10 protein-coding genes are annotated in these 12,479 nt (G+C 44.8%); 4 read left to right on the forward strand and 6 right to left on the reverse strand.

Annotation, left to right across the window (positions count from 1 at the left end):
* Positions 1–159: 159 nt before the first annotated feature.
* The 5 genes from HRR27_RS10535 to murJ form a co-directional block, all read right to left on the reverse strand.
* Positions 160–1,173, reverse strand: a complete 1,014-nt coding sequence (locus HRR27_RS10535) for a hypothetical protein (protein ID WP_173273612.1) — start codon at positions 1,171–1,173, stop codon at positions 160–162.
* 673 nt (positions 1,174–1,846) lie between these two features.
* Positions 1,847–2,332: a signal peptidase II gene (gene lspA / locus HRR27_RS10540; protein WP_173273614.1), complete on the reverse strand. Its 486-nt coding sequence runs from the start codon at positions 2,330–2,332 to the stop codon at positions 1,847–1,849.
* A gap of 322 nt (positions 2,333–2,654) precedes the next feature.
* Positions 2,655–5,504 carry an isoleucine--tRNA ligase gene (gene ileS / locus HRR27_RS10545; protein ID WP_173273616.1) on the reverse strand — a complete coding sequence of 950 codons (2,850 nt, stop codon included), beginning with the start codon at positions 5,502–5,504 and terminating at the stop codon, positions 2,655–2,657.
* A gap of 44 nt (positions 5,505–5,548) precedes the next feature.
* Positions 5,549–6,487 (reverse strand): bifunctional riboflavin kinase/FAD synthetase, encoded by a 939-nt coding sequence (ribF, locus tag HRR27_RS10550; protein WP_173273618.1) that lies wholly within the window; start codon positions 6,485–6,487, stop codon positions 5,549–5,551.
* Between the two features lie 91 nt (positions 6,488–6,578).
* Positions 6,579–8,105, reverse strand: a complete 1,527-nt coding sequence (murJ, locus tag HRR27_RS10555; protein WP_173273620.1) for a murein biosynthesis integral membrane protein MurJ — start codon at positions 8,103–8,105, stop codon at positions 6,579–6,581.
* A gap of 180 nt (positions 8,106–8,285) precedes the next feature.
* Between murJ and HRR27_RS10560 the strand changes: the two genes are divergently transcribed.
* Positions 8,286–8,477: a hypothetical protein gene (locus HRR27_RS10560; RefSeq protein WP_173273622.1), complete on the forward strand. Its 192-nt coding sequence runs from the start codon at positions 8,286–8,288 to the stop codon at positions 8,475–8,477.
* Positions 8,478–8,497: 20 nt separating this feature from the next.
* Positions 8,498–10,129, forward strand: coding sequence for an acetolactate synthase large subunit (locus HRR27_RS10565; protein ID WP_173273624.1), 1,632 nt, complete (start codon positions 8,498–8,500; stop codon positions 10,127–10,129).
* 62 nt (positions 10,130–10,191) lie between these two features.
* On the opposite strand, the gene rpsT is transcribed toward HRR27_RS10565, so the two are convergent.
* Entirely contained in the window at positions 10,192–10,455 is a 264-nt protein-coding gene (rpsT, locus tag HRR27_RS10570; RefSeq protein WP_173273626.1) for a 30S ribosomal protein S20, read from the reverse strand.
* Between the two features lie 302 nt (positions 10,456–10,757).
* Here rpsT and HRR27_RS10575 point away from each other — a divergent pair, with 302 nt between their 5' ends.
* The gene (locus HRR27_RS10575; RefSeq protein ID WP_173273629.1) at positions 10,758–11,552 is read left to right on the forward strand and encodes a motility protein A; all 795 of its coding nucleotides are present in this window, start codon (positions 10,758–10,760) and stop codon (positions 11,550–11,552) included.
* Between the two features lie 2 nt (positions 11,553–11,554).
* Positions 11,555–12,250 (forward strand): OmpA/MotB family protein, encoded by a 696-nt coding sequence (locus HRR27_RS10580; protein ID WP_173273631.1) that lies wholly within the window; start codon positions 11,555–11,557, stop codon positions 12,248–12,250.
* Positions 12,251–12,479 lie beyond the last annotated feature (229 nt).

A 12,479-nucleotide genomic window follows, 5' to 3' on the forward strand; every position in this document is an offset into this window, starting at 1 on the left:
ATTTTTGTGCATTAAAATGTCGGCAGTGCTTTCTTTCCGCAAAGGAAAACTCCAGGCCATCCGCGAAAACCTTCGCTCGCCAGAATTTTCTATGGCTTTTTAAATTAAAAAGGCTCCACAAGGGAGCCTTTTAACAAGTCAGAATAGATAACTATCTGATTATAGACCTAAGTCTAAAGCACCACCTAGACCACCAGCAAGACCGCCGTTGCCAAGGTCAAGGATAGCTAGGATTCCACCGTTTGAACTTTCAGCAGAAGCTTCAGCAGAAGCAGAAGAACCAGTTAGACCGCCTAGAAGGTCTAGACCACCTAGAAGACTGTCTAGAGGGTTAGCGCCACCAAGATCTAGAACATCAGTTAGGTCACCAAGACCGCCAAGACCGCCAAGACCACCAAGATCACCTAAACCGCCAGCAGGAATCATTGAACCGATGATACCCGTATCAGTGTCTAGAAGACCATTGAAAGTCGTGTATGCAGGTAGCACATCATGCGCAATACCAGCGATTGCCATTGCATCGTCACCCAACATTTTAGGGAAAATACCTGGAATGATTGCACCGTCGGTACCAGTAGCGTGGTTGAACAATTGAACCACTTTATCTAGTGAATCTTCACCAGTGCGACCATCAACTTCTTCAGAGCTGAAAGTTGTTCCAGCAGGAACTGTTCCTTTAAGTAGGTGACCACCTAGTGAAATTTCATGCAGCAGATCAGTAACTGGTTTAATTGGACCTGCATTACCTGCACTGTCAACTACGAAAGTAGATACGAAAGTGCTGATAACTGGTTCAGTTAACGGAATACGCTTAAGATGACCAACCATTGCACCCAATGCATCACCACCAAGTTCTGATTCAGAGTTTGCTGGTGCTAACGCATCAATAAACGCTTTGATAGTTGGTGAACCAACTAATTTACCTTTAACGATTTCAACTGGGTCAGCCGCTGGAGAAATTGTGTGTGCGATGTCAATAATTGAAGAACCGCCTGGAACTTCATTTTTAACAAAACCAATCACGTCCATAATGTTCGTTGATTTTTCGCCTTCAAAACCAAATGCAGAATCTTCAAATCCAGTAGGTGCTTTTGTTTTTAAAATATTAACTACTGAGAAAAGTGCGTCTGAGTTGTCAGCTTTGTTTTGGTCAATGATTCGATCTAGTGCCATCTTGATATACTCCGAATATTTTTTTGAAATAATTGTTTAGCAGGCTTATAAGGTGCGCGTTAATTAAGTGCTTTTTTTCACGCTGCCTGATTCGACGAACACATACTACCTAATAGAGTAAATATTCTCTACAACAAATTAGGGTTTTTTTTACTCCTTATGTACTAAAAATAAAATTAACCTTATTTTTCAATAACTTAAAAATAAAAAACGTCTATCATATTTTTCTATTATTACATCAAAATATTATTTTTAAGCATACTCTAATACGTACATACAACGCATTAAATACACAAAATAAGCGTAGTTAAAGTAGTGAAATGCTTTTTCTATGAATTACGTAACACAAAAATACAGAGTCGTAATTTTTCGTACAGAAAAACCAACCTAGATCTACTTTTTTGCTTTTTCAGGAATTTAACAACCCTTATAAGACATTCACCCAACCAACCGGTAGGTTGCAAAAGATTTAAATTGAACAAAGAAAAGTTTTCGGCATGGAGTATCGCCAAAAACCGCTATCGCAGGATGCAATAAGATGACATGAAGAGGTGTTACAAAGCTTAGTTTAGAGTGGCCTCTCCATAGCAGTCGCTATGAATGTCGAGGCAAACCAAGAATTGACTTCTTGAGAAACCTCGCCGAAGTCAATGCGGACTTATTCTGTTTCACCCTAAGTCGGTGACGACTCTTTGCGAAAGAAAAGTTCGTGAACAATTAATAAGATTGCCCCCAAACTGATCGCAATATCGGCAATATTAAAAGTCGCGTAATGCCAGGTACCAATATAAAAGTCAATAAAGTCCGTCACACGTCCTTCTAAGATACGGTCAATGACATTGCCAATTGCCCCACCAATGACCAGATTCAATGCGAGACTTTCAGTGGTCAACTTCGCCGGTAATTTTTTCAACCACCAGAGCATAAAAGCGGTCATTACAAATGCCAAGCCAACAAAAAACCAGCGCTGCCAACCACCAGAATCGGCCAGAAAACTAAATGCTGCGCCATAGTTATACGCCAGCGTCCAATTCAAGTGGTCGATCACCGGCACCGGCTCACCAAAGGTTAAATGCGTGACCGCCAAATATTTAGTGATATGGTCGATGACGATGACCAACACAGCAATCCATAACGTTTTTAACGCGGTAGAAGCCATATAACTTCCCTTTTTAAAGTTATAAAAAAACCACGAAGAATATTCTCTTACGTGGTTTCAGAGTATTGAACATTCAATATGTTATTTCGTTTGGTGAATGGCTTGAGGTATTTCTAAGCGAAAAATGAGCGCTTACGAAGAATAAGCGTCCATTTTTCAACAACGAAATACCCGAGCTAAATGCCAAAAAAATCTACAAATTTCAACCGTTGTGAGAGACGCGAAGACAAGACAAAAATTGCAAAAATACGCAGTTCACATGTGAGTATATGAGCAAATTTTTATGATTTTTTAACGCTCTATTTGCGCTTCGCAACAAGTTTTAAGCGAAGTGACGAACTTCACCCTCTCCCTCGATATTATCCACACAGCGCTGACATAAATCTTCATGTCCAGCAATCGAACCAACCTCCTCGCGATGGTGCCAACAACGGCCACACTTGGCGTGTTCAGTTGCCCCGGCGTCAACCCAAAGACCAGGCATTTCTGAAGCCAATGCGCTTGCTGTTTTTTGAGCTGCCGGCAAAAGTTTTGCCTCGGAAGTAATCAAAACGAAACGCAACTCATCCGCCAACTGTTCGATCTTCGCGTAAAGTGCGTCCTCTGCATATAAAGTCACTTGCGCAGTTAAAGACGCTTTGATTAATTTATCATTACGCAACTGCTCTAGCTGCTTGGCAACCGCAGAGCGCACTTCCATAATCACCGCCCAATACGCCGAGTTCATTGCGGTACTTTCATCCAATACCGTCAAGCCGTCATACCAAGTGGCAACAAACACGGTTTTTTCACGCTCACCTGGAATGAAACTCCACAGCTCTTCGGCAGTAAAACTAAGGATAGGCGCAATCCAACGAGTCATCGCTTCGACTACGTGATACAGCGCAGTTTGTGCCGAGCGGCGCGCCAAACCATCTGTTTTACAGGTATATTGTCGGTCTTTAATCACGTCTAAATAGAAGGCACCCAACTCGATTGAACAAAAATGCGTGACTTTTTGGTAAATCGTCAAGAAGTTATAACTGTCATACGCCTCAATAATCTCTTGCTGTAACTTCGCAGCATGGCCAATGACCCATTTATCCAACGGCAGCAAATCGTCATAAGCGACCATATCGGCAGCAGGATTAAAGCCATTAATATTAGCCAACAAAAAGCGCGCGGTATTACGGATACGGCGATACGAATCGGCGGTACGGTTAATGATTTCATCGGAGACCGTCATCTCATAGCGGTAATCGGCAGCAGAAATCCATAAACGTAAAATGTCTGCGCCATATTTATTCGAAATATCCTGTGGTGCAACCACATTGCCTTTCGACTTAGACATTTTCTTACCATCTTTGTCTACCGCAAAACCGTGCGTCAACACCTGCTTATAAGGCGCCTTGCCATCCGTTGCCAAAGCGCTTAGCAATGACGATTGGAACCAGCCGCGATGCTGATCCGAACCTTCCAGATACAAATCGGCCGGAGCAGACAGTTCCGCACGCTCGTTTAATACCGTTTGGTGCGTAATTCCAGAATCAAACCAAACATCCAAAATATCGGTGACTTGCTCATAATCCTCAGCAGTATCGCCAAGGAACTCAACCATATCCAAGTCATACCAAGCATCAATTGACTTCTGCTCAACCAAATCGGCAACTCGCTGCATTAATGCAACCGTGTCGGGATGCATTTCACCAGTGACTTTATGAACAAAGATGGCAATCGGCACACCCCAGAACCGCTGGCGCGAAATACACCAATCAGGGCGCCCTTCAATCATTCCCTCGATACGGTTTTGACCCCATTCAGGGACCCACTTGACGGTCGGAATGGCTTGCATAGCGCCATCACGTAACCCCGCCTGCTGCATTGAAATAAACCATTGCGGCGTCGCACGGAAAATCAATGGCGTTTTAGTACGCCAGCAGTGCGGATAACTGTGCTCGATAATTTCGATATGCAATAAAGCATGCTGTTCTTTAAGCACTTCCAGCACATGGTCGTCGACTTTAAGAACATTCTCGCCCTCGAAAATCGGCGTACCGGCAACATAGTTACCGTTATTATCGACAGGACAATCTACTTCTAAATCGTACTTTTTACCAACCTCGAAATCCTCAACACCGTGACCGGGTGCTGTATGCACACAACCTGTACCAGCATCAGTGGTAACGTGTTCACCCAAAATCAGCGGCACAATACGCGTATAAAATGGGTGTTGTAGGCGAATCAACTCAAATTGCTCGCCGCGACCGTAAGCAATCACTTGATAGCTTTCAAAGCCCCAACGGTCCATCGCATCCTTAATCATCGCTTCCGCTAGGAAAAGACGCTCTGGACCGTTTTCACCGTGCACCTGAACGACTGAATACTCCAGCTCCGGATTAATCGCTACCGCTTGGTTAGCCGGTAAAGTCCAAGGCGTTGTTGTCCAAATAACCACAGACAAAGGCCCTTCACCGGTATGGTCTTCCACATGATGACATCGCTTAAAGAAAGCATCTTCATCAATAACCTTAAAACGCACGTCAATCGATTTAGAGCGTTTATTTTCGTACTCCACTTCCGCTTCCGCCAAAGCAGAACGACCACCAACCGACCAATACACCGGTTTAGTGCCTTTCATCAAATGGCCGTTCTCAATGATTTTTGCCAAAGCACGGATTTCATCCGCTTCAAACTTAAAGTCTTTGGTCAAATAGGGTTTATCCCAATCCGCCATAATACCCAGACGTTGGAAGTCGGCCATCTGCCCTTCCACTTGCTCTTGTGCATAATCTCGGCACGCTTGACGAAATTCGGTGGCACCAATTTTTTGCCCAACCTTGCCTTTTTTCTTCTCGACATTCAACTCAATCGGCAAGCCATGGCAATCCCATCCAGGCACAAACGGTGCATCAAATCCACTCAACCCTTTCGACTTCACAATCATGTCTTTCAACACTTTGTTGACCGCATGACCGATATGAATATTGCCGTTAGCATACGGCGGCCCATCATGCAAAATGAACTTCGGCCGGCCGGCCATGTGCGCACGCACCGTGTCATACAGATTCTCACTCAGCCAAGCAGAGACTTGCTCTGGCTCGCGATTCGGCAAATTGCCGCGCATCGGAAAATCCGTTTCTGGCAAGTTTAAAGTCGGTTTATAGTCGGTTTGTGCTGTCTTGTCGTTGCTCATGCATTAACTCTCTAAATCTCAGAAGATTAGCGGCGTACCGCAACTTAAATACTAAAAAATTGTCGCGCTTGTTGCGCATCTTGACGAATCTGAGCAGTCAGTTCATCAAGGCTGTTAAATTTCATTTCCGAACGGATAAAATGATGCAAAGTCACCGCAATATGCCGCCCATATAAATCTTGTTGCCAATCAAAAAGATGGACTTCAATCGACGGACGGACGCCATCCACCGTTGGGCGCAACCCAATATTCGCCACACCAGGCCACGGTTTATCGGCTATCCCATCCACGGTCACGGCAAACACCCCTTGTACCGGCATTTGAATACGCTTTGGGTTTAGATTCAGCGTTGGAAACCCAATGGTTCTGCCTAATTTCTGACCATGAATCACTCGTCCATTAAAACCAAAAGGAGCGCCCATCAGTTGTTCAACCGCCGTTAAATTCGGTTTGGCCAATTCAGCACGAATCCGCGTACTACTGACACGCTCCAATCCTTGACAATGGGTTGGCATATCGGTGACATGAAAACCGTATTTTTGACCTTGTTGCGATAAAAAAGCGTAGTCACCTTGGCGCTGCTTGCCAAACCGAAAATCATCACCGACCACTAAATGCTTAACCGCCAAATCATCCAATAAAATCTGTTCTACAAATTCGGCCGCACTTAAATTAGCAAAAGCAGCATTAAAGGCCACACATAGCACATAGTCGATATTGGTTGAAGCAAACGCCTGCAGTTTTTCACGCAAATTCATTAAACGCACCGGTGCTTGTTGCGGCGCAAAAAATTCAATTGGTAAGGGTTCAAACACCATTACCACGCTCGGCAGTTGGCGCGCTTTGGCTTGTTCACACAAAGCGTTGAGAACGTTACGGTGACCAAGATGAATACCATCAAAATTGCCGATGGTCAGCACACAGCCATTGGCAAAAACCGGTTTAACGCATTTTAAATTGTGCAGTCCGCGAATCAGTTGCATACTTTTCTAAGTTAGTTAGGGGCTTTGCCGGAAAAAGTAGACCGCCGATTATAGCCGATAGCCCCCTACAAGTCAGTGCTAACTAAGCGGTTTATTTGGCTTTTTTCAACAAACTGCGCGGATGCAACCCCACCGCCAAAAGCGCGCCAGCGTATACCACAACAGCACCCAAAACCAGTGTCATCAGCCAACCAAGTCGCTGCCAAACATCAAACGCCAACCAGGCGCTGACGCTCGGATTTAACCAAACCAAAAAACCAACCAAGATCATATTGGCGAACAAAATTTGTCCGCCCAACTTTAACCACCCAGACAAGGGCGAGAAAACCCCTTGCTTACGCAAATACCAATACAGCAAGCCAGCATTTACAAACGCCGATATCGACGTTGCCGCTGCCAAGCCAACGTGAGCAAACGGGCCAATCAGCAACAGATTAAACACCATATTCGTCACTAAGGCGACTATGGCTACCTTAACCGGAGTTTTCATATCTTTGCGCGCATAAAACGCCGGTGCCAGAATTTTCACCAAAATAAAACCGAGCAAACCAAAAGAGTATGCCATCAAACTGGCGCCAGACATCGTGACATCATGTTCACTAAAAGCACCGTAAAAGAACAAAGTCACTATCAGAGGTTGCGCTAGAAGCAACAATCCGAACATCGCCGGCACCCCAACGAGAAAAACCAAACGCAAGGCCGAATCCAAATCTTGCTGAAACCCTTGCCAGTTTTGATTAGCGGCTTTTTTCGACAGCCCAGGCAATACGACCGTCGCTAAAGCCACGCCGAATACGCCCAACGGAAATTCCATTAAGCGATCCGAATAGTACAACCAAGAGACCGAGCCGGTAACCAAAAACGACGCCAAAATGGTGTCCACTAACAAGTTAATCTGAGCCACAGAAACCCCAAAAAGTGCCGGCAACATCAAGCGTTTTACTTCGCTCACCCCTGGGTCAGATTGACGCGTTGGATGTGGCAACAAACCCAACTTATACAGAAACGGCAGATGAAATAGCAGTTGCACCACTCCAGCAACCAAGACCCCCCATGCCAGCGCCATTATCGGCACATCCAATAATGGCGAAACAAAAATAGCAAAACTAATCAGCACCAAATTCAGAAACACCGGTGTAAATGCAGGCACCGCAAATTGGTTATAGGTATTCATGATTGCCGAGGAAAACGCGACTAACGAAATCAACAAAAGATAGGGAAAAGTAATCGCCAACATATCGGCAGCAAGATTAAACTTTTCTGGATCATCCATAAACCCTGGCGCAAACACCATCATCCACAGCGACGAGCCGAAGACCCCGAAGGCGGTCAAAACCAACAAGATACCGCCAAGCCGGAAACTGATGGCATTGACCAGATGTTTAACCGCCTCTTGACCACGCTTCTCTTTGGCTTCCGCCAATACCGGCACAAACGCCTGTGAAAATGCCCCCTCAGCAAACAAGCGGCGAAAAAAGTTAGGGATTTTGAACGCCACAAAAAACGCATCTGCTCCAGCAGAGGCACCAAAATAACGGGCAATCACCATATCGCGAACAAATCCGAGGATTCGAGAAATCATCGTCATGCCGCCGACGGTTGCCGCTGCTTTAATCATTCCCTTCAAGTGTGCCTGCCCTTATCAAAACTGCTTCAAATAAAGCGCATTTTAACAGAGCCAGCCGTGCTTTGAACGGCTTCGCAAATACCGTCGATGAATCTATAAAACACACACACAAAAGCCTTTTTACATTTGCAGAGATACAGAACGGCGAAATGATGCTGTAACAGATGCAAGTTGGACTTATTTCAGAGTATCCCTCGTATTGCCGCCTTGCAAAACCTGACTGAAATCAATCAAGACGTATTCTGGATTTCCTTGGCCAGCGTCAAGGCTTATTCGATGACAAAATCCGCTCTAAATCTTCAGCAGGCACTACTGAATTATGCGAATATAACTTTGGGCTCGGCGCTGTTCGAGGTTCTGTGAACACACCAAAAGGAAACGCCATGAAAGCGGCAGAACTGTTTGTACGTTGTTTAGAAAACGAAGAAGTGGAATTTATTTTTGGCATCCCTGGGGAAGAAAATCTGGATTTGATGGACGCACTACTCAATAGTCCAATTAAATTCATTCTCACCCGCCACGAACAAGGTGCTGCTTTTATGGCTGATGTGTACGGACGCTTAACCGGTAAAGCCGGTGTCTGCTTATCCACCCTTGGCCCTGGAGCGACCAACTTAGTCACTGGCGTTGCAGATGCCAATATGGATCGCGCCCCCGTGGTCGCGATTGCCGGACAAGCCAGCTCGAACCGATTACACAAAGAGAGTCATCAGGTATTAGACTTAGTGAATTTATTTGAACCAATTACCAAATACTCTACACAGATTCTCACCCCAGAAGTGATTCCAGAAGTGGTACGTAAAGCCTTCAAGGTCGCAGAAGCGGAAAAACCCGGCTGTAGCTTTATTGATTTTCCAGAAAACATTGCCGCCAAGCGTCTCACTAAAAAACCGTTAAAGCGCCAAAGTCCACTGCCGTCATTTGCCAATACCGCCAAAATCACGCAAGCGGCGGATTTAATTAGCCAATCACGCTTTCCAATGATTATCGCTGGTAACGGCGTGATTCGCTCCAATGCCAGTCATGCACTCATCGAATTTGCCACCAAATTAAACATCCCAGTTGCCACAACGTTTATGGCCAAAGGCGCACTGCCTTGTAACAATCCGCTCTCTTTAGGCACCATCGGCTTACAAGCCCACGATTATATTGCTTGCGGTATTGACCGCGCCGATGTGGTGATCTGCATCGGCTATGATATAGTCGAATATCACCCGAATTTATGGAATAAAAATCCGGATTTAAAAATCATCCACATTGACTCTAAACCTGCGGAAGTCGATGAGTATTACATTGTCGAAGCCGGATTGATTGGCGATATCAGCAACGCATTACAAGGCATCGCCGCCGAAAGTAACCGTCATACCAACAGCCCCTATTTACCGATTAAACGGGAAATCGAAAACCATTTTCACGAATTTGATCAAGACAGCGGTTATCCAGTCAAACCGCAAAAAATTCTCTATGACTTGCGCCAAGCGTTGGATGCCGAAGACATTGTCATATCGGATGTTGGGGCCCATAAAATGTGGGTAGCGCGGATGTATCAAACCCTAGCGCCCAACACCTGCATTATCTCGAACGGTTTTGCTTCAATGGGTATCGCACTTCCCGGAGCCATTGCCGCCAAGCTGGCTAGACCAGAGCGCGTGGCGCTCGCGGTAACCGGAGACGCCGGTTTTATGATGAATATGCAAGAAATTGAAACTGCAGTGCGTCTAAAAATTCCAATTATCGTATTAATTTGGAACGATGCCAGTTACGGCTTGATTAAGTGGAAACAGATGAATCAATTTGGTCGGGAAAGCAATATCGCCTTTACCAATCCAGATTTTATTAAATTAGCGGATGCATTTGGTGCCAAAGGCTACCGTATCGAATCGACGGAACAGTTATTGCCAACCTTACAACAAGCGATTGCCGATAATTGCGTGGTGTTAATCGACTGCCCAGTAGACTATTCAGAAAACCTCAAGTTAACAGAAGAACTCGGCAAGATGGTCTGTCCAGTGTAATTACGATAGGCACAAAAAAACCGGGACTCGCCCGGTTTTTTACACTTAATCAAGCTGGACAATTACGCCAATGCTTTGATACGAGCGTTGATGCGGCTCTTAGAACGCGCAGCTTTGTTTTTGTGAATGATGCCTTTACGCGCCATACCGTCAAGTTTTGACTGCGCTGTACGGAATAATTCATTTGCTTGCTCTTTGTTACCAGCTTGGATTGCAGATAACACTTTTTTTACTGCAGTACGCATATCAGAACGCATTGCTACGTTATGTTGACGATTTTTTTCTGCTTGGCGAGCGCGTTTAGTCGCTTGTGCTGAGTTTGCCATTTTTAAAACTCCAATTCGTTTTTACGTGTTAAGGATCCGTAGACCTATCTTTAACAATTAACACAACATCTAAAACCCTGAAAAATCAAAACGTTAGATGACTACTTGTGACCGTACGAATTATTCGTACATTTGAGAAGCGGTATTATCCAATTTTTAACCACAAAGTCAATTGTTTAGCATGGATTCATCGGTTTTTAACAAACCGGCGGCTTGTGGCAAAAAGCTGTGGTAAATCATTCCGATAAATCAAGTTTTCTGCTGTAATGTTGAAACTCATCCATCCGTAATATTGAGAACACATGAATATATCTGTCAGCGCGCTGTTTGGTTTTATTCTCGGCATGGGGTTATTCATTGCCGCGATTATTCTAAATACCGATAACTACTTGATGTTTTTCAGCCTCTCCAGCCTACTCATGGTTGCCGGAGGAACCATCGCCGCCGCAATGATTTCTTACGATGGTCGCTATGTCGCCTTAGCATTTAAAGAGATGGGGTCAACAATCATTAACTCGAACGTCAGCGCGGTCAAACTATACGAAGACGTTGGCATCTTAATCGACTGGTCAAAAATCATCCGCAGCCAAGGCCTGATTCGGCTTGAAAAAGTTATTGAAATGCCTGAAGAAGGTCAGAGCTTCCTCAACCAATCGTTTATTTTTTTACTCTCCGGCTATAAAGGCTCGCACCTCAACAACTTACTCCAACACTCGCGTGAATCTATCTATGAGAGCAATATGCGTCCGGCTAAGGTTCTACTGACTATGGCAGCAACTGCGCCGGCATTTGGCATGGTCGGTACCTTAGTTGGATTAATTATTATGCTCAATTCAATGGAAGGCGACCCATCCAAAATAGGCAGCGGCTTAGCGGTGGCACTGTTAACCACACTATATGGCGTTTTGATGGCACAGCTCATTCTCAAACCCGCAGCGCGTAAATTGGAACACAAACAAGACCTAGAAGCACAGCGCAATCAGATTCTGACCGAAGGCATTGTCCTACTCTCAGAAGGCGCATCGCCGTCACTCATTGAAGACACCATGAACTCTTATCTACACCCACGCTTTCAATTTCGTCGTGCGGAGCGTTAAGAATGCACTATCACAATGACCAAGGCGCTTACCAATCGGCCAAACTCAAAAAACCAAAAGAGGAAGAACAGAACGAATGGCTGGTTACCTATGCCGATGCGATGACGTTGATTTTGGGGTTTTTTATTTTGATTTTATCGATGTCGATTATCAATCAAAATCGTTTTGAAGAGGTGGCACAAGGGTTAAATGACGGTTTACTGAAAAAAGAACAAGAGATTAAGCCATTAAAAGCACTGAATGCCAATCTTAAGTATACCCTCCTGCAACACAGTATCTTGCCGCAAGACGCTTTAGAAATGGGCGACAATTATTTAAAAATCAACCTACCAGGCAGTATGCTATTTGCCACCGGCTCCGCCGAACTTGGCAGCAAATCCAAAAAACTTTTGGCAGACATAGCGCATAACATTGAAGGGTTTGAACTTCCGGATTTTAATATCGAAATTGAAGGCCATACCGACAATATCCCGATTAACACCCCCCGCTTCCCGTCTAACTGGGAGCTCTCCTCCAGCCGCGCCATCAGCGTACTGCACGTCTTTCTGGCTCAAGGCATTGACGGTAACAAACTCAAAGCCATTGGCTATGCCGATACGCGCCCGACAGCGCCCAACTTAGATGCACAAGGCAATCCCATAGCCAACAACCAACAACAAAACCGTCGCGTTGAAATCAAAATCGCCAAAAATATCTAAACAGAATGAGGATTAAAAACCTTTAAAAATTGAAAAAAGGCTTGCCAACGAAGGGCGTTGAAACGAAAAAAAGCGTTTTGCTTCAGTCTCGATGTTACAAAAAGCGCGCCTTATGCAGAATCAAGGCACTGCAGCATACTGAAAATGAAATAGTTGTTTCAAGAAAGGCAAGTTTTTGCGACCTGTACAGATGAATACACGGGCAAGAACTTAACGCAGAGATTGAAAA

This window comes from Thiosulfatimonas sediminis (assembly GCF_011398355.1).
Lineage (GTDB): Bacteria > Pseudomonadota > Gammaproteobacteria > Thiomicrospirales > Thiomicrospiraceae > Thiomicrorhabdus > Thiomicrorhabdus sediminis_A.

Bases quoted from the DNA above. Each gene is read 5' to 3' on its own strand.
- HRR27_RS10535 (WP_173273612.1), bottom strand. From the start codon at position 1,173: ATGGCACTAGATCGAATCATTGACCAAAACAAAGCTGACAACTCAGAC.
- lspA (WP_173273614.1), bottom strand. From the start codon at position 2,332: ATGGCTTCTACCGCGTTAAAAACGTTATGGATTGCTGTGTTGGTCATC.
- ileS (WP_173273616.1), bottom strand. From the start codon at position 5,504: ATGAGCAACGACAAGACAGCACAAACCGACTATAAACCGACTTTAAAC.
- ribF (WP_173273618.1), bottom strand. From the start codon at position 6,487: ATGCAACTGATTCGCGGACTGCACAATTTAAAATGCGTTAAACCGGTT.
- murJ (WP_173273620.1), bottom strand. From the start codon at position 8,105: ATGATTAAAGCAGCGGCAACCGTCGGCGGCATGACGATGATTTCTCGA.
- HRR27_RS10565 (WP_173273624.1), top strand. From the start codon at position 8,498: ATGAAAGCGGCAGAACTGTTTGTACGTTGTTTAGAAAACGAAGAAGTG.
- rpsT (WP_173273626.1), bottom strand. From the start codon at position 10,455: ATGGCAAACTCAGCACAAGCGACTAAACGCGCTCGCCAAGCAGAAAAA.
- HRR27_RS10575 (WP_173273629.1), top strand. From the start codon at position 10,758: ATGAATATATCTGTCAGCGCGCTGTTTGGTTTTATTCTCGGCATGGGG.
- HRR27_RS10580 (WP_173273631.1), top strand. From the start codon at position 11,555: ATGCACTATCACAATGACCAAGGCGCTTACCAATCGGCCAAACTCAAA.